Annotated in this window: 20 protein-coding genes and 2 pseudogenes; 14 read left to right on the plus strand and 8 right to left on the minus strand. The window is 38.5% G+C overall.

All coding sequences use genetic code 11. The features are described from left to right. The first annotated feature begins 257 nt into the window (after positions 1–257). The 6 genes and pseudogenes from yegQ (at position 258) to AB8618_RS18350 (ending at position 7,216) form a co-directional block, all read left to right on the plus strand. Positions 258–1,646, plus strand: coding sequence for a tRNA 5-hydroxyuridine modification protein YegQ (gene yegQ / locus AB8618_RS18325; protein WP_413403524.1), 1,389 nt, complete (start codon positions 258–260; stop codon positions 1,644–1,646). 14 nt (positions 1,647–1,660) lie between these two features. After that, positions 1,661–1,906, plus strand: a complete 246-nt coding sequence (locus tag AB8618_RS18330; RefSeq protein ID WP_409425637.1) for a YfhL family 4Fe-4S dicluster ferredoxin — start codon at positions 1,661–1,663, stop codon at positions 1,904–1,906. A 278-nt stretch (positions 1,907–2,184) separates the two neighbouring features. Then, positions 2,185–2,882: pseudogene (locus tag AB8618_RS18335) on the plus strand (SIR2 family NAD-dependent protein deacylase). A gap of 97 nt (positions 2,883–2,979) precedes the next feature. Continuing rightward, positions 2,980–3,123: pseudogene (locus AB8618_RS18340) on the plus strand (TlpA family protein disulfide reductase); the annotation flags it as partial. Positions 3,124–3,378: 255 nt separating this feature from the next. Continuing rightward, positions 3,379–6,306 carry a TonB-dependent receptor gene (locus tag AB8618_RS18345; protein ID WP_413403526.1) on the plus strand — a complete coding sequence of 976 codons (2,928 nt, stop codon included), beginning with the start codon at positions 3,379–3,381 and terminating at the stop codon, positions 6,304–6,306. 112 nt (positions 6,307–6,418) lie between these two features. Then, complete coding sequence (locus AB8618_RS18350; protein WP_109875101.1) at positions 6,419–7,216, plus strand: response regulator; 798 nt, start codon at positions 6,419–6,421, stop codon at positions 7,214–7,216. A gap of 37 nt (positions 7,217–7,253) precedes the next feature. Here the strand turns inward: AB8618_RS18350 and AB8618_RS18355 are convergent, their stop codons facing one another. From AB8618_RS18355 to AB8618_RS18370, 4 genes are all read right to left on the minus strand, one after another. Continuing rightward, on the minus strand, positions 7,254–9,341 hold the full coding sequence (locus AB8618_RS18355) for an EAL domain-containing protein (protein ID WP_413403528.1): 2,088 nt from the start codon (positions 9,339–9,341) through the stop codon (positions 7,254–7,256). A gap of 182 nt (positions 9,342–9,523) precedes the next feature. Continuing rightward, entirely contained in the window at positions 9,524–10,204 is a 681-nt protein-coding gene (locus AB8618_RS18360; protein WP_198522830.1) for an SDR family oxidoreductase, read from the minus strand. A 236-nt stretch (positions 10,205–10,440) separates the two neighbouring features. Beyond that, complete coding sequence (gene astB, locus AB8618_RS18365) at positions 10,441–11,787, minus strand: N-succinylarginine dihydrolase (RefSeq protein WP_138605823.1); 1,347 nt, start codon at positions 11,785–11,787, stop codon at positions 10,441–10,443. Between the two features lie 377 nt (positions 11,788–12,164). Continuing rightward, positions 12,165–12,626: a MarR family winged helix-turn-helix transcriptional regulator gene (locus tag AB8618_RS18370; protein WP_413403531.1), complete on the minus strand. Its 462-nt coding sequence runs from the start codon at positions 12,624–12,626 to the stop codon at positions 12,165–12,167. Positions 12,627–12,755: 129 nt separating this feature from the next. On the opposite strand from AB8618_RS18370, the gene AB8618_RS18375 reads away from it, so the two are divergent. Beyond that, complete coding sequence (locus tag AB8618_RS18375; protein ID WP_413403533.1) at positions 12,756–13,184, plus strand: organic hydroperoxide resistance protein; 429 nt, start codon at positions 12,756–12,758, stop codon at positions 13,182–13,184. A gap of 834 nt (positions 13,185–14,018) precedes the next feature. Next, positions 14,019–16,136 (plus strand): methyl-accepting chemotaxis protein, encoded by a 2,118-nt coding sequence (locus tag AB8618_RS18380; protein WP_409425643.1) that lies wholly within the window; start codon positions 14,019–14,021, stop codon positions 16,134–16,136. Positions 16,137–16,201: 65 nt separating this feature from the next. On the opposite strand, the gene AB8618_RS18385 is transcribed toward AB8618_RS18380, so the two are convergent. Next, positions 16,202–16,789 carry a TetR/AcrR family transcriptional regulator gene (locus AB8618_RS18385; RefSeq protein ID WP_413403536.1) on the minus strand — a complete coding sequence of 196 codons (588 nt, stop codon included), beginning with the start codon at positions 16,787–16,789 and terminating at the stop codon, positions 16,202–16,204. Positions 16,790–16,901: 112 nt separating this feature from the next. Between AB8618_RS18385 and AB8618_RS18390 the strand changes: the two genes are divergently transcribed. Further along, positions 16,902–17,444 (plus strand): carboxymuconolactone decarboxylase family protein, encoded by a 543-nt coding sequence (locus AB8618_RS18390; RefSeq protein WP_008108932.1) that lies wholly within the window; start codon positions 16,902–16,904, stop codon positions 17,442–17,444. A 59-nt stretch (positions 17,445–17,503) separates the two neighbouring features. On the opposite strand, the gene AB8618_RS18395 is transcribed toward AB8618_RS18390, so the two are convergent. After that, the gene (locus AB8618_RS18395; RefSeq protein WP_413403538.1) at positions 17,504–18,034 is read right to left on the minus strand and encodes a hypothetical protein; all 531 of its coding nucleotides are present in this window, start codon (positions 18,032–18,034) and stop codon (positions 17,504–17,506) included. Positions 18,035–18,082: 48 nt separating this feature from the next. On the opposite strand from AB8618_RS18395, the gene AB8618_RS18400 reads away from it, so the two are divergent. Beyond that, positions 18,083–18,442: a DUF1294 domain-containing protein gene (locus AB8618_RS18400; protein WP_409425646.1), complete on the plus strand. Its 360-nt coding sequence runs from the start codon at positions 18,083–18,085 to the stop codon at positions 18,440–18,442. Between the two features lie 47 nt (positions 18,443–18,489). Here the strand turns inward: AB8618_RS18400 and AB8618_RS18405 are convergent, their stop codons facing one another. Further along, positions 18,490–18,834 carry a PEGA domain-containing protein gene (locus AB8618_RS18405; protein ID WP_138605835.1) on the minus strand — a complete coding sequence of 115 codons (345 nt, stop codon included), beginning with the start codon at positions 18,832–18,834 and terminating at the stop codon, positions 18,490–18,492. 177 nt (positions 18,835–19,011) lie between these two features. Continuing rightward, complete coding sequence (locus tag AB8618_RS18410) at positions 19,012–20,985, minus strand: serine/threonine-protein kinase (protein ID WP_413403541.1); 1,974 nt, start codon at positions 20,983–20,985, stop codon at positions 19,012–19,014. Positions 20,986–21,378: 393 nt separating this feature from the next. Between AB8618_RS18410 and tagH (AB8618_RS18415) the strand changes: the two genes are divergently transcribed. Genes tagH (AB8618_RS18415) through tssK form a run of 4 tightly spaced genes read left to right on the plus strand, consistent with a single transcriptional unit; the run spans position 21,379 to position 24,470 of the window. Continuing rightward, on the plus strand, positions 21,379–22,044 hold the full coding sequence (tagH, locus tag AB8618_RS18415; RefSeq protein WP_418157356.1) for a type VI secretion system-associated FHA domain protein TagH: 666 nt from the start codon (positions 21,379–21,381) through the stop codon (positions 22,042–22,044). A 5-nt stretch (positions 22,045–22,049) separates the two neighbouring features. Beyond that, positions 22,050–22,646, plus strand: coding sequence for a type VI secretion system-associated FHA domain protein TagH (gene tagH, locus AB8618_RS18420; protein WP_418157357.1), 597 nt, complete (start codon positions 22,050–22,052; stop codon positions 22,644–22,646). 15 nt (positions 22,647–22,661) lie between these two features. Continuing rightward, positions 22,662–23,126, plus strand: coding sequence for a type VI secretion system lipoprotein TssJ (gene tssJ / locus AB8618_RS18425; RefSeq protein ID WP_413403545.1), 465 nt, complete (start codon positions 22,662–22,664; stop codon positions 23,124–23,126). Positions 23,127–23,141: 15 nt separating this feature from the next. Next, a complete protein-coding gene (gene tssK / locus AB8618_RS18430; protein ID WP_138605843.1) occupies positions 23,142–24,470 on the plus strand; it encodes a type VI secretion system baseplate subunit TssK in 1,329 nt (442 codons plus the stop codon). Positions 24,471–24,484 lie beyond the last annotated feature (14 nt).

Below are 24,484 nucleotides of genomic sequence, written 5' to 3' on the forward strand. Positions count from 1 at the left end.
AGTTTCTCTTTTGCCACCTCATTATACTTGCGCGGTTTATTTTCCTTAATACCAATTCGCTTAATTAAGTGGTCTATTTTGAGGCTGGAAAACGTGTTGATAGCTAGGCAAAAAACTTGCTATTTAGTTGCTCTAAATGAGAATTTTTTAACGCAGGTAGCGACATGTTTAGCCCCGTAAAATGATTAAGTATTATTGCGAGTTGGTATAATTATTCATGCAACCGGCTTGACCCCGGTTCGATGTATGGAGCGCACATGTCAGCTGTTACTTCCTCAACCCCGTTTATTCCTGAGCTACTTTGTCCTGCTGGTAGCTTAAAAAATATGCGTTATGCCTTTGCCTATGGGGCCGACGCTGTGTATGCCGGCCAACCTCGTTACAGTTTAAGGGTTCGCAACAACGAGTTTGATTTAGATACATTACAAACAGGGATTAACGAAGCGCATGCGCTGAATAAAAAGTTTTATGTAGTGTCGAATATTGCACCCCATAACGCAAAAGTTAAGTCGTATTTACGTGATATAGAGCCGGTAATTGCTATGAAACCGGATGCGTTGATCATGTCCGACCCAGGTTTAATAATGCTAGTACGTGAAAAGTGGCCCGATATGCCCATTCACCTTTCAGTGCAAGCAAATGCGGTAAACTATGCCAGCGTATTGTTTTGGGCAAAGCAGGGGATTGAGCGGGTAATTTTGTCTCGCGAGTTATCGCTTGAAGAAATAAGTGAAATACGCACACTGTGCCCTGAAACCGAGCTAGAAGTATTTGTTCATGGTGCACTATGTATGGCCTATTCAGGGCGCTGTTTACTCTCAGGCTATATTAATAAACGCGATCCTAACCAAGGCACGTGCACTAATGCGTGTCGTTGGGAGTACGATGTTAAACCCGGTACTGAGAACGAAACCGGTGAAATGGTGCATAAAATTGACCCTAAAGCAGTTATACCTACGTTAGGTGAAGGCGCACCAAGCGACGATGTATTTATGCTAGAAGAGCAAGGCCGCCCGGGTGAATATATGCCCGCATTTGAAGACGAGCATGGTACTTATATCATGAACTCAAAAGACTTACGCGCCGTGCAATATGTAGAGCAGCTAACAAAAATGGGGGTGCACAGTCTTAAAATAGAAGGGCGTACTAAGTCATTTTATTATGTAGCCCGTACCGCACAGGTATACCGTAAAGCGATTGACGATGCCGTTGCAGGTAAACCATTTGATGCAGACTTATTTAAAACCCTTGAGAACCTAGCACATCGTGGTTATACCGAAGGGTTTTTAAAGCGCCATGCTCATCAAGATTATCAAAATTACGAATATGGTCACTCTGTATCAACTCAACAGCAATTTGTAGGTGAGATATTAGGGCGAAATGCTAATGGTTTGGTTGAAATAGATGTAAAAAATAAGTTTTGTGTTGGCCATTCATTAGAGCTAATGACGCCGAACGGTAATGTTAGCTTTACCCTTGAAAGTATGGAAAACAAAAAAGGCGAAAGCATTACCGATGCCAAAGGTTCAGGCCACATTGTAAAAATTCCCGTACCTGAGCGCATCGATTTAGAGCACGCCATACTGATGCGCAATTTGGATGAAAACCAAGATACCCGCAATCCTTTCAAACAAGCTGTTTCATAATAGAGAGTTTAATCATGGCTTTACTCATAAACAGCAAATGCATTAACTGTGATATGTGTGACCCAGAGTGCCCAAATGAAGCAATTTATATGGGCGCTAAAATTTACCAAATAGACCCTGAAAAATGCACTGAATGTGTGGGCCACTACGACAAGCCAACGTGCGTCAGTGTATGCCCCATTGATTGCATAAAGCCCGACCCTAATCATCACGAAAGTATAGATGAGCTGGCAGAGAAGTATGTGAGATTGACGGGGTAGTTGTTTTAAAAAAGTTTATCTATTTGTTTTTATTAGAAAGTTAAGTGCATTACAACTTATTAGTTGTTGCTGATTGGTGCCATAGTTCCTAACATACCAATAATCAATGAAGGATTCGGAGTGCACTTGAGCGGGACTAAAAATATAAAGAGCTTTTTTGTACCCTAACTTATTTTCAGCTAATCGTAGTCTAAATAATTTAATAGCAAAAGAGTAAAAGTCTCAAATTTACAATGTTATAAAGTATTATAGGTTTATTGAATATAAGAGGTGGCTTTATGAATACGTTATACATTACTGGGGCTGGTGTGAGTGCTGCTAGTGGTATTCCAACTTTTCGTGGTGAAGATGGTTTTTGGACCATTGGTAGTAAAAATTATACGCCTATGGAAATGGCCACTCGCGCAATGTATGAAAATAACCCGAGTGAGTTTTTAGCTTGGTATTATCATCGCTTTGCAACTTATCGTCATCATGGCCCTAACGAGGTGCATCATTGGCTTAGCGACAAAAACCTAATAACTCAAAATATTGATGGGTTAGATGGTAAGGCGGGTAATAAAAATTTTATTGCGATTCATGGTCGGCTTGATCAAATGACTGTATTTCATCATCAGGGCGACTTTGGGATAACGTAGACGAAAGCAGTTTACATGCTTCACTACTGGCGTTGTTTAAAATTGAAAATCAGCAGCCTATGCTTAATCAATCGTTAAAACCTTATGTGTTGTTATTTGATGAATACTACACTGAGCTTTATCGTATTAGTGAAGCACAATCGCGGATGCTTGCTGCTGATAAAATGGTATTTATGGGGACCTCTTTTAGTGTAAACATTACCCAAATGGCATTAGATATTGCACGTAATTATGCTATTCCCATTGAAGTTGTTGACCCTGAGCCTACTCATGTACTGCACTCAAATGTAAGTTATAAAAAAATGACTGCATTGGAGTACATACAGCAACAAGGTTAAAGGTACTCATGTACTACATAATCCGTTTTATTAATAATCAGTACAGCTGAGGTGATGTTATTGTTGGCATTTAATTCGCGCTATGTGCTGGTTATTTAATGTGAGTCGCGAATCCGGTGCTGCAGGCCTTCCAACCACCTTGTTTTATAATAGCCAAGGAGAGTTAGTTACCAGCCATATGGGTGAGCTTTCTCATGCGAGTTTAGGCTATTATATTCAGGCGATTAGCGCTAAAAAATAACGGCGTATTGCTGTTTAATCGCGTCATTCTTTTTTTATGTCCCTTTATAAGCAGCTAAATAGCCATTTTGCGGCTTAAATTCCTGCCTTTATTTGAATTGACTATTTATTGATAAAATATTCAGTTACTTATCAGTTTGCATTAACAAACTATTAAGTTTGGTTGTGTAGAATACAGCTACTTTTTTCGTATCAGCTTTCCTTGGTACGCTCATCTTTAAGTATTAACTGTATTTTAAATGGAACTGTTAAAACTATGACCGCTCATCGGATAACTCAAACCTCTGCTCACTCACTTCCTCGTTTTGTTAAATCAACGCTGTGCATCTCAATTTTATCTGTGTTTAATCACGCATATGCAGATGAAGCAGAAAATAAAGCACTAAAAAGCAAAGATATGGAAGTAATAGAGGTGCGTGGTATTCGTTCCAGTATGGCGGCTAATTTAGATATAAAGCGGTTGTCGAGCTCTGTGGTTGATGCGATTACAGCTGAAGATATTGGTAAGTTTCCTGATAAGAACGTCGCTGACTCATTACAACGTGTACCCGGAGTGGTCATCGATCGTGACGGAGGCGAGGGCTCATCAGTTAGTATTAGGGGGCTATCATCTGAGCTTACCTTTTCTCAGCTAAATGGTAATTTTATTGCGTCATCACCTGGCGAGCCATCTCGTTCGTTTGATTATGCATTACTCCCTTCAGCCATGATTGAAAGCGTGGAAGTGTATAAATCACCAGAAGCACGTTTAGATGAAGGTGGTGTGGGCGGCACGGTACTAATGCATAGTCGCAAACCGCTGAGTATGGATGCAAACTCAGGAGTGATTAATATTGAAAGCACCTATGCTGATGTAACTGAAGAGTCTGAGCCGCAAGTAACCGCACTTTATTCTTGGAAGAACGATGCTGATACTTTTGGTGTATTGTTTGGTTACACCTCACAAAAACGCACTAACCGAACTCTTTCGGGTGGCACCGATGCAAATGTGTGGCGTTTTATTGGTGAAAAACCGATAGATGCCAATGGTGCACCGGTTGAAAACAATAATCAGTGGGGGTCAATAAGCGATGCTCAGGGCAATAATTATAACACTGTTTGGTTCCCGCAAGTGGTTCGCGGTTCAATTGTAAACGAATTACGTGAGCGAGAAGGAGTACAATTTAGTACGCAGTGGCGCCCAACTAGTCGAGTAGAAATAGGTTTTAACTACTTTGGATTTTCACTTGATAAAAATAGAACTGAGTCGGTGATTGATATACCTGAGTGGTCTTTAAATCCTGACTTTTTAACCGATGTAAGTTTGGATGAGTCGGGCACGATAGTTAATGTAATGCAATTTGATGCAGCTGCAAGTGGCATAGAAAATGACATGCAATTGCCTTGGATGCGAGGTAGCTATGTGCGTGAAAAGTCAACCTCTGACACTTTTGATCTCAATTTAACCTACGAGGGCAATTATTTTAAAGCCCGTTTTGTAGCAGGTAATACGCGTTCCGAAGGTGGCCCGAAAGAGAGCTGGGAAGCGGCCTATAAAAGCTCAAACGCGGGTGAAAATGAAAACCGCATAGAAAATGCATCGCAAACAGCGGGTTGGAAAATTAATGAAAACGATATTAGTTTAAATATAGATTCAAATACGTTAGCTAACTTACTCAATGGTGTGGGAGGCGGTCGCGATCCGGGCTCGTCAAATTCAAGTTTTGTGCGTAGTGAACTTGAAGAAGATTACTACCAAGCTGACTTTGATATTTATACCGATTGGGGCATTTTAAGAACAATTAAAACTGGGGTTAAGTATCGAGAGGCTAGGCTTCACCGTGAAACCGGCAATACATTCTTTTTGGATCCTAATTTTGATATTGCCGCAGCAGAAGCCAGTGAGGGTGGGATCACTCGTTTTGACAGTTATCAGTGGAACAACGGCATGCCACTAGCACAAGATGTATTTATCAACGAAGCTAATATTGCTGGTGGTTTTAATATAAACCAAATGCCAGGTATTGATTGGGATAAATACCGCGATATTGTGACCAGTAATTATGTGCCGTATACGCGTAAAGAAGATAACTTCATTTATGATATAGAAGAACAAATAGCGGCATTTTATTTACAAGGTGATTTTGAATTTGATAGCGTGCGCGGTAATTTAGGCGTACGGGTTGTGCGCACAAAAACCATGACATCATCAACCGATCTATATACTTATTTATTGGATCATACCAATGATGACACCGGCGAGCCGGTAACGGGAGATGATAGATTTGTTGAAGACTATCAACTCATTACTCAAGAGAATACCGATACCCAAATTTTACCTAGCTTTAATATTGCATGGGATGCCAGCGACGATATTGTTGTGCGCGGCGCGATTGCAAAAGTAATGTCTCGCCCTGATTATGCCGATTTAGGTGCGCAACAACGCATTACTTTTGTCTCAGATGAGTGGGCCGACGACAGAGCTGAATTTAATGAAATTCCGGGTTTTAGTGGCAGTGGCGGTAATAAAAACTTAAAACCTTTTGAGTCGGTGCAAGGGGATTTATCTATTGAATATTATTACAGCGAAGGCTCTGCCATTGGTTTAGCGCTGTTTCATAAAACGGTTGATAATTTTGTTGTTCCCTTAATTATTGACGTACAGCAAGATTTTGCAGGTAAAGAGGGCATAGTTGATTCGGGAAATATTACTGTGTCGCCATATAACACCGTAGGCAATGGCACCGATGCTGTATCTAAAGGGGCTGAAGTATTTATACAGCATGCCTTTGATAGTGGTTTTGGTTTTTACGCAAACTATACTTATAACAAAACCAATAAGGCCGATGTAGAAGTAGATGGTAAAGAGTTTGGTAAATCACCGTTAATTGGCAGTGCTAAATATCAATACAATACCTCGATATATTATGAGGGAGATGCTTTTAATATTCGTGCTTCTTATAACAAACGCGGTGAAACCGTGTTGGGTTTAAATAGTGGTTTAAACGTGTATCAAGACCCATATGAGCAAGTTGATGTAAATGCATCAATTACTTTATTAGAGGGCTTAAGCTTGACAGCCGCGGTGATTAATTTAACTAAATCTGAGTCGGTAAAGCGCCTAGGTAACGATACAGAGTCTCGGTTATTAAACTCAAGCTATTCGGGAAGACGTTATTATGCGGGCATAAACTACCGTTTTTAAGAGTAGATTAGGGTAAACATGCCCTGTTGTTGCGGTTTTAGCTTTTTCTTGTAAGTTATTACTTTATAATGAGCATTATAAAAATTATTTAATTAATATTAACAGGATTGAAATGAGTGATTTAACGGCAATAGCTAACTTATCTATTTTATTAGTTGAGCCTTCTGAAGTGCAGCAAAAGCTAATAAAAAAATCACTGGCTCAGTGTGGAGTGACACAAATTGAAACGGCCAGCACTCAAGAGAATGCGCTGGCCGCTTTATCAAAGTACCACCCTGACTTAGTGATCAGCAGTATGTATTTTAGCGACGGTACTGCAGACTCTTTATTACAGGCAATACGCAGTAACAGTAATACTGAGCAACAGGCGTTTATGCTAGTGTCGAGCGAGCGTAATAAGCGCCATCTAGAGCAACTTAGGCAATCGGGCGTATTAGCTATTCTACCTAAACCGTTTAATGCCGACGAAATTACCCGTGCGCTTAAAGCGACTCTGGATATAATTAGCGAGCAAGAGGTGGAGCTAGAGCACTTTGATGTCACTTTACTTCGCGTATTGGTGGTTGATGACAGTCGTTTTGCGCGAAAACATATTATACGTGTGCTCGCGGGGATGGGTATTCCTGAACCTGTAGAGGCAGAAGACGGTAAACAAGCGATTGAAATGCTTAATAATCAATCTTTTGATTTAATTGTTACAGATTACAATATGCCAGAAATGGATGGTAAAGAATTAACTGAAACCGTTCGAAAGTCTAATACGTACTCACATATTCCAGTTCTGATGGTGAGCTCAGAGGCCAACGATACTCATTTGGCTAATATTGCTCAAGCTGGTGTGGATGCCATTTGTGACAAACCATTTGAACCTGCAACTGTACGCGATCTACTTTTTAAAATTATGAGCTAACTCGCAACTGTAAAAGCACTTTTTAACTAAAGTGCTTTTAAGTCGCTTTGCAGTAACGCGATGAAAAATTGAGTAGCTTGGCGCCGGGCAAGGGCTTACTTAAATAAAATCCTTGAGCAATATCGCAGTTTAGCTCGTTAAGTAAATCTAGCTGTTCTTTGGTTTCTACCCCCTCCGCAACTACCTTTATTTCTAGGCTGTGTGACATAGCGATGGCTGCTTTTACCAAATTACAGTCTGCTTTATTATGTGTTATCCCAGTGATAAAGCTTCGGTCAATTTTTAGCACATCAAAGGGGTACTCTCTTAAGTAACTTAATGATGAATACCCTGTGCCAAAGTCGTCCATTGACAGTTTAATGCCCAGTTCATCAATTTGTAATAAGGCGTCACGAATTGAGGTTTGACTATTCATCAGTACTCCTTCAGTAATTTCCAGCTCTAAGCAAGCATTGCTAATACTGTTTTTATGCAGAGTACGCTTTATTATATTTACTAATTCTGGGTCTCTGAATTGCCGCGGTGATAAATTAATCGCCATGGTATAGTTTTGCTTATTAATTGATTGCCATTCATTTAAAAAGCGTAGGGCTTGTTGCAGTACAAATACACCAATAGGCGCAATCAAGCCTGTTTGCTCTGCAATGGGAATAAACTCATCAGGGGTAATTTCCCCTAACACAATATTATGCCAACGTAGCAAAGCTTCAGCGCCAATGATGGTGTTTGTTTTTACATCTATTTGCGGTTGGTAATAAAGCTCAAATTCGTTTCGCTCCAGTGCTCCATGCATTTGCTCTTCTATTTCAAAACGCCGGCGCATTGCAACATTCATTTGCGGGGTGAAAAAAGAGGAGGTATTGCGGCCCATCGCTTTTGCTTGGTACATAGCGGTGTCGGCATTACGTAACAATACCGAAGAACATGTGCCATCTTTAGGGGAAATAGCAATACCAATACTTAATGTTAATATTAAGTCTCTGCCTGCCAATTTAAAGGGCTTTCTAAATGCTTGAAGTAATCGCTCAGCAATCGCTAAAGCGTCGTTTTCATCGTTTAAACTAGATATTAAAACAATAAATTCATCGCCGCCTAGTCGACCAACGGTGTCATTTTGTTTCAGTGTTTGCTGTAATCTATGTGCGGCTTCGATTAATAATTTATCTCCGATTTCGTGACCCAAAGAGTCATTTACCTTTTTAAAATCATCAAGGTCCAAGAAAAATACCGCGGCTTTTTCATGATTTTTTTGTACTTCTATTAATATTTGTGACAAACGATCTAAAGATAAAAAGCGATTAGGCAAATCGGTTAAGCTATCAAAGTGAGCCTGATGGCGGATCAATTCTGCTGAGCGGTGTGGTTCGCTAATATCACGGATAATCACCATGATTTGATTTTTTCTGGGCAGTAAGCGCAACCTTGCCTCATAATAAATTACGCCTTCAGGCATGCTTAATTCGTATTCAAAGCTAACAATATTGTCTTGTGCTATTGTTTTTTCAATATGAATCTGAAACTTTTTCGCTACCTTTTTGGGCAGTACATCAATCATTTTTTTACCAATAAACTGCTGGGGTGGAATATAAAGATCGTTGTTATTGCCTGCGTGATAGTCTGTAATAGTGCCATTTTGTTCTAGTACAAAAAATAAGTCGGGAATGGCTTCAAAGATAGTCTTCAACATATTGGCATTAAATGTGGCTTCTGCTTGTGCCTTGTGGACTTCTGAAAGGTCAATATCAATACAATACATTTGTTTGGTATTATATTGATTAGTAAACATGACATGGCTTGAAAATACAGCCACATCATTACCCTTTTTATGTTTGAGGGTTAGTTCTGAGGCAGGAATTTCAATATCATGCTTAATCCAATTACTATGTGCTTCAATAACAGGCTCTCGCATTGGTGCGGGTATAATTAAATCTTCAAGCTTTTTGCCAATGGCTTCTTGCTGTGAATACCCATAAAGCAATTCACTGCCTTTATTCCAATAAATTACACGTCGTTGCTCATCATAACCTTGTACTGATACAGAATCGACTGCATCGAATAGTTGGTGCAACGGATCATTAGTAACATATTGATGGGATGGCATATTATTAGCTTTATGAGGAGCCATTAAATGGGTTCCGATTATTGAATTACTTTATTTATATAATAGACATAAAGTTGAGATTTAGCATGGTAAGGGAGGTTTCAATACGTGACTTTTCATTGATTTAGTTAACAGCGATTCTCAAAAGCAAAATTAAGCACTTTTAGAGAAAAGGCCAATAAGTATTGGCCTTTTGGATTAACTTATTAGTTGGTGGGCATTAAATAGATTTCGCGTACGCTATTACGCTGATTAGCTTCAATAGCAAATAATACCGCATCGGCCACATCTTGTGGGTCGAGCTTATCGGGTTTTGCTTCATCAAAAAAAGGCGTATTCACCATGCCTGGAGCAATAGTGGTACAGCGACCATGCCATGGTTTCATTTCCTCTGCGAGGTTTTGACCAAAGCCATGAGCAAACCATTTAGTGGCACCATATATAGAGCCATCAATGGGTCTTCTTCCTGCTGCAGAGCTTGTTAAAATAAAATGCCCTTGGTTTTCACGTAAATGAGGCAAAGTGAGTTTTGCGGTCCACAACAACGCTTTAATGTTAAGGTCAACCATGGCTGACCACTGTTCAGGGTCGCCGTTTTCTGTGCCAGCTGATGACACACCCATGCCTGCGTTAGCAAATGCCGCGTCTAATCGGCCAAATTTTTCAACGCCTTTACTCACCACATTTTCAAGTTCATTAAATTCAGTGGCATCGGCTGAAACGCTAAATGCGTTTTCATGGCCTAACTCGTCAACTAGTTTATTGAGTTTATCTTCACTGCGCGCAGTTAATATCACTTTGTGACCATTATTAACTAATGTTTTGGCGGTCGCCTCGCCAATGCCGCTTGATGCGCCGGTAATTAAAATAACTTTATGTGTTGTCATGGTTTGTCTCCTTATATGGAATTCTGCCAAGCTTGATTGTAAAGACCCATTCTAGTAAGTGTTTTAGGATTAGATATCGCTTAAACGCACTGTCAGGATCTAGCAAATAGAGTTATATGTATTTGAATAATTGAGTATAGGTACAAGTATAAGGTGAAAAACTTAACCTTAATTGAATTTAAGAAAATTAGGTCAAGAGTTTGAGCGTGCGCTCAAACCCTTAAAGAATAAACCACTTAAGCTTCTAATTGGAATGGGTATACAGATCCTAAACTAAGTAATTGGGTTAACTCATCAAGCGCTTGATAGCTTTCGGTTAGTAAAGCTGGGTCTGCAAAGTCGTTAGCGCCGAGTTTATCGCGGTAATGGCGAGTAGCCCAGTCACATAATTGAGTATATTTTTCGTCATTTAAAATAACATCAGGGTTTACTGCCGCTAATTCATGGCTATTAAGCGCCACGCGTAGACGTAAACAAGCGGGCCCACCACCATTTTGCATACTTTGGCGTAAATCAAAAAACTGCACTTGGTTTATGGGGTTATCGGCAATAATAAGCTCTTCAATGTAGGCTTTTACAGCAGGATTACGCTGACACTCTTGTGGGGCAACGAGCAGCATTGCATCGTCATTCATGCTAACCAGTTGGCTATTAAATAAATAACTACTAACAGCATCTTGAATACTCACTTTGCTAGTTGGCACTTCAATAATATACAGCTGTTTGTTACCTACGTAGGCTTCGCGAATATCGTCTAGTGCTTGCGTTTGATTTAAAAACGCCTGCTGGTGGCAAAGTAAAACATTGGCGTTACCTACAGCAATTACATCATTATGGAACACCCCTTGGTCAATCACATCAGGGTTTTGTTGCAATAATATTTGACTGGTATCTTTTATATTATGCAATCGACAAATAGCCTCAGACGCCTCCAATGTTTGCCTTGCTGGGAATTTAGCTGGCTTAACAAGTTGACTGTTAAAGGCACTTGCACCAAACACAAATAGTTCTAAACCTGTTTCACCGTGACTGTCGCATAAACGAGTATGGTTTGCAGCACCTTCATCACCAAAAAAACCTTGCTCAGGTAAGTGTGTATGATGTGCAAAGTATTGTTCGTTACTGAACATTGCTTTAAGCAAACGTGTTGTCGTATTTGGCTCTAATGAACGATGAAATTTATTATTAAGATTTGCCGCAGTAAAATGTACTTTGCCATCGTTGGTATCAGGTGATGGTGATACTGTGGCAGCATTAGCTGTCCACATGGCAGAGGCAGAGTAACAGGCGCGTAACAAAATAGGGTCGGCTTTAAAGGCTTTATTGATCACTTGCGCATCGTTGCCGGTAAACCCTAAGCGGCGTAATACATTTAAATCAGGGCGTGCATGGGGAGCAAATACCCCTTGGGTTAAGCCTTTATCGTGCATGGCTTTCATTTTAGCTAGGCCTTGCAACACAGCTTCTTGCGGATTTGAAAAACTCGCCGCGTTATTTAACGAGGCAACATTGCCATACGACAAACCTGCGTAGTTGTGAGTAGGGCCGACTAAGCCGTCAAAATTAACTTCTAAAGCATGCATACACGTTCCACTAACCAATTAAATAGTCTTTTACAATACAACGCTATGAGGTAGCTTGCAAAGTCTGTTCAAAAATAGTTTAACGCGAGTAGATACGCTCTTTTTCGCTGGTGGTATGCGTATTTGTAGGCTCATTTACTTGCCATACACTTATATCTAAGCGCCATAAAAAATAAAGAGTATTGTATAAATTAGACATGATTTTTTCCTTGATGTTACTAACGTCAATAAGAGAGAAGGAAGAAGTATGCCAATTGTTATTTGAATATTTTATGAATGATAATCAATAGGTTAGTTTTTTATAACAAAACTATAAAAAAGCGTAAGCACCAAATTGGATATATTTACGCTAGGTTTGCACTAACTTGGGATGGCCTTTAGCTATCGAAATTTTCATCTTCAGTCTGAGTGTTTAAGTCGCTAACGATTAAATCGAGTAACTGCATTAATTGCTGTGCTTGGTTAGTGTCGATGCTGTCAAATTTACAAAAAATTGTTTTTGGAATATCGGCAGCTTTAAGTTTTAAAGATTGACCCGTATGAGTCAATTTCACCAATCGCTTGCGCTTATCGAGCTCGTCTTTTATTACATTCAGCAGTGACTTGCCGGTCATTTTTTTTAATATTTGAGTAAGCGCGCTACCATCAATTGCGGTTTTATCTATTAACTCGGCGATGGTTATTTCATCTTGCTCCCACAGCGCCATCATTACAACATACTGAGGATAAGTAAGATTAAGCTCTGCTAGAGGCTCTCGATAGGCACGGGCTATGCTGTTAGATGCCATATATAACCGATGGCATAACTGATTTTTTAATTTTAACTGTTCAAATGACATCTCATTACCTTTCATTCCAAGATATTTTATTTTAATTTGCATACAAAGTATTTGCAATCAGAATTTAGCTGTCTTATTATTTTGCATGCAAAATAATTAATGTAAAAATTTTAAAGTTAGGAGTTCACTATGAATGTATTACAAAATGTAGCCTATACAGCAAAAGCAACGGCCACAGGCGGACGTGAAGGCGTTGCTAAATCGGATGATGGTCGTTTAGATGTTAACTTATCAACGCCTAAAGGGTTAGGTGGTGACGATGGGCAAGGCACTAATCCAGAGCAATTATTTGCAGCAGGGTATGCAGCGTGTTTTATTGGCGCACTTAAATTTGTAGCCGGTAGCGAAAAAATCGCATTACCAAGCGATACATACATTAACTCAGAGGTATCTATTGGTGCCATTGACGGCGGTTTTGGAATTGCGGTAAAACTGGCCGTGTCATTAGGTAGTATGGATAAAACAGCCGCCCAAGAGCTGGTAAATAAAGCACATCAAGTATGTCCATATTCAAATGCAACACGCGGCAATATTGAGGTAGAACTTTCAGTTATTTAATCTATCCCTTTATATGGTTTATAAAAACACGTCATGAGTGATCATCGCGTGTTTTTTATTTGCTACTATATCGATAAAGCTCAACATGAATTGAAAAAATAGATAATTCCACTTTACAACAGTGAGTACTGTACTCGATTAACCTAAAATTGAATTTATTAAAATAACGACGTTACCAGCGGTGCTAAAAACACATCCACACTTATTGTAATTTGGCTCTCGGCCTAGAAGTTTAGTAACTGTAGTGAAAGTGTTGCAGGAAAAGGCTGCTATTGAGTGCGACTCAATGCTTAACATTCTACTAATACCCAAATGACTGAAAATTAAACCCTGAAAGGTTAACAGGCCCTAGTCATGAAATTTACCATTGCTATCATGAGTGTATAAGCGGTGTTATGGCTCGCTCAGGAATAGCTTGTTGATTCATACACAAAAAACCCTAAAGTAACAAGAAAGTCGGCCGATAGATTAGCTGTTATCGCAGAGTTTACTGATTTTTGTGACATTGGTAATCAATATCTCTTTGGATAGCTATCTTAATTGATAAATCTGTAAAAGTGATACAGTAACATTTTATATTATATAGATGATGTAACTGGCCGACAGGTTGGAACAGTATTCTCATGATTAGTGTATAAACTATATGGACTAAAGCCTTGCCTGTGGATAGGTGTTTGCTTGTTGTTGTGCTAATAACCCAGCGGCGAAATGAGCAAAGTTAAATGGTAGTTGGTAATGAGGTTACGTTATTCAGGCTAATTTAAAACATTTAATAAAATGTTATTTAAATTGGTCTAAACTAAAAAATAAATAAGTAAAGCAAGGTAGTTATAAATGCGGGAAATAGCGTTAGCAAAAAAGTTATTGTGGATAAGCGTCGGAAGTATACTTTTAACGGTGGTACTATTTTCAGGCATACTCTGGTCTAAACTCTCATCGAGTAATGCCAATACTTCTGCTGAGGCCGAAACTTTAATTGTAAATGAGGTGGATGGTCGATTAACAGCAAATGCAGCCGCCTATGGTGAGAAAATCGCTGCCTTTATTAATGAAGCTTACCGAATACCCTTTTCGCTTGGTAGCATTTTAGAAGATGCCGACAAAGCCTCAATAGAACGTGACTCAGTTGTTTCTTTAAATCGCTCGTTATTAGAAAGTAACGATGTTATTTCTTCTATATATTCTCAGTTTGAAAAAAACGGCTTTGATGGTAAAGATAGCGAATTTACTCAAGGCTATGATCACTCTGTTGCCGGTGCTGGAACATTAGAAATTTATTTCACTAAAAGCAGTAATGGCTTGGTTGAACAACAGGTCGTTGAAGACGCGGCAGAAAAATACGCGGATAAAATAAATGAATTTGGTTTACGTGAGGCAGAGTGGTACTTGTGTGCTAAAGACAAGTTAAAACCATGCATTATGGAACCCTACTTATATGAGATAACACCGGGTTACTCAGAAATGATGACTTCACTTGTTGTACCCGTTATTAAATCAGGCAAGTTTGTTGGTGTAACTGGGGCTGATATTACCTTACCTGTATTTCAAAAGTTAACAGAAGAGCTTTCAAATGCGCTTTACGATGGCAAAGCAAAAGTAACGTTACTTAGCCATTTGGGCTTAATTGTTGGTACCAGTCATTATAAAGAAAAATTAGGGCGCCCACTGAAAGAAGCTGTTAGCGCTAAAAGTTATGAAAGTTACAAAGTACTAAAAGGCACTAAAGGAATTAACAAGCAAGCCGCAGAAATAATGGTGTCTTACCCAATTGAAATTAAGCTTGCCGATGTGAAATGGATGCTGCTAATTGAAGTACCCGCGGAGCTTGCTTTTGAGGGGCCAATTCAATTAACTGCAGGCATGTCTGAGGCAGCAAAAGAGCTGGGTGTGATTATTTTGATCACCGGTACTGTGATTGCGGTATTGGCATTTATAGTAATGAAGCTCGTTGTAGGTAGTGTTGTAGCGCCACTGCAGCAAATTCAGGAACGCGTTGACAACTTAGCAAGCTCTGAAGGCGATTTAACTCAAACTCTTCATGTAGATACTCACGCTGAATTGATTGCACTAGCGGGAGGGTTTAATAAGTTTTTATCAAAACTTCGTGAATTGATCAGTGAGCTAAAAGCGGTCTCAGATCAAACCAAACACCAAGGTGAGGTTACTTCGAACATTGCGGTAGAAACCAAGCACAATGTGCAAGCACAGTTTAAAGAAATTGAAAGTGTGGTTACTGCAATGAACGAAATGAGCGCGACAGCACTTGAAGTGGCAAAAGCTTCAGAGCAATCGGCGCAACAAGCAGATGAAATTAATACCCTAGTGGTAAGTAGCGAATCGAGCTTATCATCAGCTATGACGCAAGTTAAAACTATGTCAGAGGAAATTAAAGAAGCTAACCAGGCGGTAGAGAAAGTAGCATCGCGTAGTAATGATATTACCCAAATACTTGATGTGATCCGAACTATCTCTGAACAAACTAACTTACTAGCGCTAAACGCAGCTATTGAGGCTGCGCGAGCAGGGGAGCACGGACGTGGTTTTGCCGTTGTTGCTGATGAGGTTAGAGCTTTAGCATCTAAAACACGTTCATCAACCGATGACATTAGTAGTTTAATCGACAGCTTACTTTCAGAAGTAGGTAATGCATCAACTGTTATTGAAAAAGGTGTAGTACGCGCCGAAACTGCAGTAGATGAAACCTCAACGGCTTTTGATGCACTGCACAGTGTGGTTGTGAAAGTAGATGAAATAACCAATCAAATTACCCATATTGCAACGGCTGCAGAAGAACAAAGCCTAGTCACCGAAGAAATAAATCGCAATTTGACAATAATTTCTGATGCCGCCTCACAGCTTTCAGATTTATCTGCTCAGGCAGGCGACAGCAGTGAAGAACTGAATAAACTGGTTGCGCAGCAAGACTCTGAGCTTAATAAATTAAAAACCTAATCGTGGAACTTTGTTTTTAAATTAAAAAGGCAGCTAATTTAGATTAGCTGCTTTTTTATTTTCGGCTAAAGACTCTTCATGAGTGAAAACATGTTTTCGATCATTGGTTCGGCTAAATGCTCTACATTTGGTCGATTAAAATAATTACGTAAGCCAGTAAATTGTATTTGGAAAAAACGAGCATAATCTATAGCGGCAATTTTTCCGCTTAGCTCTTTAGCAGCTATGGCGAGTGTAAATAGTTCAGTAAGGTAATGTTCAAAGTCTATCATTAGCTCTACACTGATTTGGTAAAGATAACTGTCTTTCTCAATAAACTCATTATTAGCTTTTACTAACATGCAGATAGCACTTGGAGTATTACTTTTTGAGGAAATAACAACATACTCTACAAAATCTTGAAGTGCGTCAAGAATACTGCTGCATGATACTAAACGCTCATTTATTAAGCTTTGCATTTGCTTGGCATAGTTTTTTATCGCTTCACAATATAAACCTTCTTTAGAGCCAAATGCTGCATAAATGCTGCCAGGACGCATGTTAATTGCATCTTGTAAATCGCGAGTGGATGTAGCATGAAAGCCCTTCTCCCAGAATAATTGACTAGCGGCACGAACAACTTGCTCGCGTTCAAATTTAACTTTATTGGCCATAATAGTTTCTATTAAATTGAGCGACTGTTCAATTTTAACTTGAGCAGTCGCTCAAAATCAAATAGTATGTGTTTCGAAGTTAGTTAATTACATTAATTTATTGGAGCAGAACATGGCAGAATTTACGTTATATACTCAAGACAACGCACCTGAAGAATCAAAATCGCTTATGGCTGATTCAGTAGCAGCATTTGGTATGGTGCCAAACCTTCATGCAGTAATGGCAGAAGCACCTACGCTACTTAAAGGCTACCAAGTACTGCACGACTTATTTCAAAAAACATCGTTTAACGCAGAAGAGCTAACAGTGGTATGGCAGTCAATTAATGTTGAGCACGAATGCCATTACTGTGTACCAGCACACAGCGCAATTGCCGCTTCAATGAAAGTTGATCAAGGTATTGTTGATGCACTGGTTAATGAAACACCACTTGCAGATGCAAAACTTGAAACGCTGCGTGAAACAACGCTTGCAATGACACGCAATCGTGGCGTAATTAGCAATGAGCAAATTGAGAAATTTTTTGCAGTAGGTTACGGTAAACAGCAACTGCTAGAAATAATTGTTGGTTTATCGCAAAAAGTAATGAGCAATTACACCAATCACCTAGCTGATACACCAGTTGACGAACCATTTAAAAAATTCGCAAAATAATATCGGTTTTATAAATAATAAAGGCAGCCTAGGCTGTCTTTTGAGCTTTAAGTCCAAAGTTACTTAAATTTAACGGTTTTTGTACTGCGAGTATAAATACGCTGTTCCGGTTTAGTCCACTCTCCTTTTTTTAAATAAGAGGTAGAAACAACAAACTGTTGATCTTTAAATTCACTGGTTGATTTAACTTTAGTGATCCCTTCTTTGCTACCAGTAACATCTTCATAAGCCACAAATTGCGTTGGGCTCAGCACTTTCATGACGCCTTTAGTATAAAAACCAGCTGTTGTGAAGTAATAGAAAACCAGTGATTGTTTTTTACGATCATAGAAAATCATTGACTCCCCTCCATACTCACCCTCATTAATCGAGTGTGAAGTACGAATGGCTTTACCATTAAGTGCGCGCTGCCAATTACTGACATCTTGAATGCTTGGCTGACCTGTTTCGGTATTGAAATCCGCTTGCCATGTGCCTAAGTAAGGCGTAAATATCGCAAGTTCTGGCGCTAGTAAGTCTGCTTCATTATTTGCTTGAATACTAAATATAGATAGAGATAACAGCAGCATCGCGGCCTTAAAATATGTCATAATTTAACCTAAGTGTTTTTTTATTATTTTCATTATAGGCGATTATTTTTGATAAAAAGTACCTTAATTATATTTTCGAGTATGTTTATAGCTGCAATATGGCTTGCTTATTTAAATCATAAAATTGAGATGTTCATACCGATATATATTTCATTACTCAGTGGTATTACTTTTTTATATTATGCCTGGGATAAACGAAAAGCAGTGCAGTCGAATCGTAAACAAGTAAGTCGTATACCTGAGCGACATTTACATCTCTGTGCTTTATTAGGAGGATGGCCAGGCGCACTTATCGCGCAGCAAACTTTACGGCATAAGTCAAAAAAGCGCGTATTTATAGTGGTATTGTGGTTGTGTATAGCGGTGAATTTAAGCTTGGGCGGTTATATTTGGTATGTTTATTATTAATGTTAAAATGCCTTTATTTAAAAAGGCATTTTACTGCATTAAACAGTCTATTGCGCAGATTGACTTGATTGTTTTTCATCGAGCTCTATGGTTAAGATAGTTTTTTTATCAACCGTTATCCATTTTCTATAAGTAATATAACCTGCCTTGCTTACTTCAATATCATATTTACCTGCATCTAGTTCAATAGCATCTTGATACACAGGCACTATATTCATTATACGAACTCTAGAGTCGGCTGGGTTAGTGATAACCGTAAGTGATATTGGTGCATTTTCTTCGCTCATTTGAGGAGTTGGCTCAATAACAACATCTTCAGTTTTGTTTGTTTTAGATGTTGCTGAACAGCCAGTGAGTATGAGTGCTGCAGCTAGCAAGCTTAAATTTTTCATAGGTACTCCATAAATTATAAAAAGTCTAAATATGTAAAATCTTGGCGGAGTGTATGATGATATGAATGCACTCGTCGTCCTTGACTTTGTTGTCTGTATTTTGATTTTAGTCTAATAGCTATGCAATCGTTATTCAATCACCGCTGTGTTATTTTTGAACAATAAACAAACGCATTTTTAGAGAATCTTGTCTAACGACTGAGTAATCGCTTCACTTTTTTCAACTAAACGTTCAGCGGCTTTATACATTCTTTTTTTCATTAAATCGTTTGCTGTACTGATGTAACGTCTCGACAATTCTTTTCTCAACGAAATTAAAAGTGAGAAGTCATCCGGTAATGCTGTTGATTCAGATTTAATAAATTCTTCGAATTCCATTAACGCTTTATGATCTTCTATTGTTTCTAACTGAGCAGAGAATCGTTGAAACTTAGGACCATAAAACACCACGGCATCGGCACGAGGAAAGTCTGCCTGTTCGCCTAAATTAATCTTTTGCTGATACGCAGTTAATGCATTAATAGCAGACTCTCGCTGCATTAAATTTGCTAGTAACTCATCCGCTTTTTTGTTGTTTGTAAAAACGATTTTACCTACATTTAAAAGGACTTTTTGGGTGATCACATCGTCACTTTCTATCGCGGTATTTAACGCAACTGTAAAATTATCAAGGTGAAGATCTGTAGGCTGATAACGGTAAGTTTTATCAACTTCTTTTAAGTCAAAAATCAAGTGGGCAATACTATTTGGCTGCTCTTCGTTATAACGTGACTGTTCGAGTAATAAATCGATTCTGGCTGTAATATCAAAAATAATTGATTGGCGTTCCCTAAGCACACTTTCTAATTGCATTGATAGTTTTTCTGAATCAGGGTAATAATTTAATGCATCAGAGTAAACGGCTATAATTTTATCGAAATCTTTAAATTTACGACCAGCGATATTATTAAACTGATTAGCTTCATCGTTAAAGCTCTCTAATATGCTTTGCTGGTTTGATCTTAGTAACCCTTGTTTAAGCACTTCATATTGTGGCGGGATTTGTTCAAGTTTGTTTAAAATTGTTGGCCCTTGCCAAGACATCCACGCTTCTACTTGCTGATTAATTGCTTTGGCATTATCAAGTTGTGCCTGTAATTGTTTGGTATTATCTGAATTTGAGTAATAGTTTTGCGTAATCAAAGCAATAATGGCTATGCTCGCTGCTGTAGCAAAAATAGCGGGGTTTAAGTTTGTTGTAAGTGTTTTTGATATTGGCTCTAATGATTCAAGTCTTTGACTAGAGCTCAAAGATAACGCCTTATTCAAATTGTTCCACAAAAGAAGAGGGCAATTGCTTGGTTTTTTGATTGTTGTATTTTTAGGAACTTTATCTGCAGCAATACGGTTAAATGGGTGTTTACTGCTGAGAAGTTCATAAGCAATGCATGCAAATGAAAATACATCATCTTTAACGGCAGCTTCACCACCCTTTAATTGCTCCGGGCTTGCATATGTTGGTGTATAGCCCCCAATTGTCGCCAGCTCACTGTCATTTCTTACAGCGTATTGATCGTCTAAGCTTTTATGTTTGGCAATACCAAAGTCAAGTACCTTAAGGTTACCGTTAGAATCAAAAATAATATTTGAAGGCTTGAGGTCGTTATGAATGACGCCACGCGAGTGGGCATATACAAGAGCGTCAGTTAATTGCTTTAAAATAGTTTTTGCTTTTTTAAACGCTAAGCCAGAGGGTTTGTTTCGTTTAATAATTTGTTCTAGTGTTTCCCCTTCAATTAACTCCATAGTGACATAATATAGATCGCCGTCAGAGTCCGCTGAGTACACTTTGACAATACTTGGGTGGGAAAGCTGTTGCGTTTTTGCTGTTTCATCTTTTAGTAGTGAGATAGCTTCTTCAGAGCTTGAGAATTCTTCTTGAAGTACTTTAATTGCTACCGATGCTTCTGAGCGATTACCGTTTTCTAAAAAAGTATCGCGCGCCCGATAGATATAACACATACCGCCTTGGCCAATCAGCTCTTCAATTAAATAGCGGCCAGATATTTTTTTGCCAAGTAGATTTTGCTTGCGAATGTTTGACGTTTTTTTTGTGTTTGAGTCTAGGGAAGCAATCTGAGTTTTATCGTTGTGATCATTAGTACTGCTCATAAAAAATCCTTTTATTGTGTTAAGTTAAATAATTACAAAGGTAAATATTCTCTGCTTATCTATCAATTTTCCCTCTGATATGAGCATGTATTTTACAAAAATATACAATTATAGCAATGCCTGAATGACATATTATCGTTGGTAAATTTCCCTTACTGTAAATTGAAAAAGTCGGTTTAAAGCTAGAAGGAGTCTCTAAGAAGGCTATTTTCGGTCTAGTTATAAAGCATTACGGTAAAATATTTCATCGCTGTATAATTTGTTTATCAAACGTCTTGTTTTAGAGACAAAATCAATAGCGCAATATTTTCTTGTGTTAATTTCAATGTTGACAATAGTTTCGCTTCTACTTTATCCTGTTCACAATAATGATATAAGGGACTGACTTATCAAATGGAACTGATACTAAACATCACTAGTTATCACAGACTTTCACCTGAAATAGAAGCCACTAAAACTGTAACAGATTCATTAACTTTTGGTCGCTCTGAAGCGTGCGATTGGCACTTACCTGATCCCGAAAAAATAATCTCAAGTAAACACGGCATAATAGAAAAAGAAGGTGACTCTTTTTACGTATACGATAATTCAACCAATGGATTATTTATCAATTTTGCCGTAGCGCCGCTTGGTCAAGGCAACAAACAACGTTTATCAGACAGTGACGTGTTAACCATTGGCGATTTTCAAGTCAATGTGGTGCTAACATCAGCTCAACAAGCCGATGTGAGTAATTCTGCTCCAAGTCATTTTCAATCAGTAGATACTTTCGCTGCGCAAAATTCTCAACCGGCTGAGCAGTCTATACCTTCATTCGATGACTCGATTATGAATGAGTCGATGCCTGAGATATCAGTGACTGCGCAGCAACAAACTGATAATCATATTCCTGAAGACTGGGATGAATTAACGCGACTTATGAATACCGATGATTTTGACATTGGCAATAATGTTAGCAATTCATCAGCACCTGTTGATACTCCTGCGCCTATTCAAGAACCCCCCGTTCAAATAGCCACGCTAATGAGCACAAGCCTGAGATACAGTCTGCACCAGTAAAAAACGTGGTTCAAAGTGACAAGGCGTTATCAGATGCGTTTTTAAAAGGGTTGGGAATTAAAGAGGAACTTAAAAATTCGTTAGATAATGAAAAGCTGTGGTTTGAAATGGGCCAAGGGCTTAATTTATTGCTCACTGAGCTTATGGAATCTTTACGTCAACGCGCGATTGTAAAAAACAAATTAAGATTGAATCATACGATGTTTCAGGCTGAGCAAAACAATCCATTAAAATTTTCTGCCAACATTGATGACGTTATTCAGAACTTGTTCATAAAAAATAGTGCAAGCTTTCTGTCTTCGAATGAATCTATTAAAGAAAGTTTTATAGACACACGTAAGCATGAGCATGCATTACTCGCTGGTGCAGATGGCGTGTTAAAAGGGATGTTGTCGCAGGTTTCTCCCATGCAAATTAATCAACAGGCAAACGATAATTCTAACGTGTTAAAAATTATCCCTGGTCAAATAGAGTCTAAATGCTGGAAATTATATCAAAGTTTATATGATGATATTTCTCAGGAAGTGAACACTAAAGGCGCCATGGCAATGTCAGATGATTTCTTAAAGGCATACAACGATCGAATCAAAGAAACGCACTAGAAAGGAAAGTAAATAATGTACAAAGTTAAGCTCTACTTATTGAGTTTTAGTTTACTATTTTTGGTAATGGGATGTTCTACGATGAATAAAATCGTACCCCCTTCTACCGATCTGATCATTAATGTATCTAAAAATGTTAATCCAGATACATCAGAACGTCCTTCTCCAGTGGTAATGAAAATTTTTGAGCTCAGCTCAAGAACTATTTTTGACACGCAGGACTTTTTTAGCTTGTACGACACACCAGAAAAGATCCTCGGACCTGACTTATTAAAAAAAGATGAATTAGAACTTCAGCCTGATTCTGTGCAGCAATATAAAATGAGCCTTAATCGTAATACTCGTTACGTTGGGGTTGTTGTTGCTTATAGAAATATAGACCAAGCAAGGTGGAGAGCGGTTATAGAAGTTGACCCTACCGGCTATGACGATATCAATATTAATGTAGAAGCAATTGCGACATACATGAGAGAGCAATAAAAAAGGATTTTTAAAATGGGTGATAACACTCGTGTTGCTTGGACTGAAGGAATGTTTTTAAGACCTCAGCACTTCCAACAAGCAGACAAATATATTTCCAATGTTATCAAGCAAGTTTGCAGTGGCAACCTTGCTGATCCATGGGGGATAATTGATATAAGTATTGATAATGAATTACTTAACAGCGGGCAGTTTGCCGTGGACGCATTATCAGCAATCACTCCAGACTTATTACCAATAGATATGCCTCAATCAACGTCGCTACCTGAACCGTTGGTGGTTAATAAAGATGTTTTTGATGAAGTTGTTTATCTTGCCATCCCTGCGCTAAAAAATAGCGGGATTAATATATCTTCAGCCGACGATAATACAGTGACTCGTTATAAACTCAATGACCTGTCTGTGAGCGATGATTTATTAGGAGCGCAATCTCAAGAAATTATTCAAGTTGCGAAAGTGTATAGCAAATTGATGCTGTCGTCTGATGATCACTCAGGCTATATCGTATTACCTTTAGCTAGAATTATAGATGTAAGTAGTGAAGGGCAAATAAAGTTAGATGCAAAGTATATTCCTCCATCTTTAAAAGTAGGGCAATGTAAACCTTTATCAGGGCTAGTTAGAGAAATAGGCTCAATGATAAAGCAACGCGCTGAAAGCATCGCCGCAAGGCTCAGTCAGGGCTATGCAGGAAGTTCTTCAGTTGCAGATTTTATCATGCTACAAACATTAAATAAGTATGATGCGATATTTAATAACTTACTTAGTGTCAATAGTTTACACCCTAATGTATTTTACAGTCGTTTAATTGAGCTTGCGGGCGAGTTATCAACCTTCAGCACTGCTAATAAGAGAGTGCCTAAATTACCCAATTATGACCATACTAATTTAGGGCAGGTATTTAATGAAGTGGTTAACTTTTTATACCAGTCGTTGAGCCATGTTATTGAGCAAACAGCAACTGAAATTAAACTTGAGCAAAGTAAATTTGGTATTTCTTTTGGTGCGTTAAAAGATAAGTCTATTCTCAATTCAGCTCAATTTGTATTAGCAATTAAAGCAAGTGTGCCCCATGAAGAATTAAGAAAAATTCTACCTTCGCAAATTAAAATTGGCAGTGTAGAAACTATTCGAGATCTGGTAAATAACCAAATTCCAGGTATTACGATTAGTAATTTACCAACAGCACCAAGACAAATTCCTTATCATGCTGGCTTTCATTATTTTGAATTAAATAGGCATGGTGAACATTGGGATAAATTACGTTCTAGTGGGGGAATTGCTATTCACCTCTCAGGAAACTACCCAGAGCTACAATTAAGCCTTTGGGCGATAAGAACTTAACTTTTTAAAAGGAA

Origin of the sequence: Pseudoalteromonas sp. RW-H-Ap-1, from assembly GCF_048318575.1 — a bacterium.
Lineage (GTDB): Bacteria > Pseudomonadota > Gammaproteobacteria > Enterobacterales > Alteromonadaceae > Pseudoalteromonas.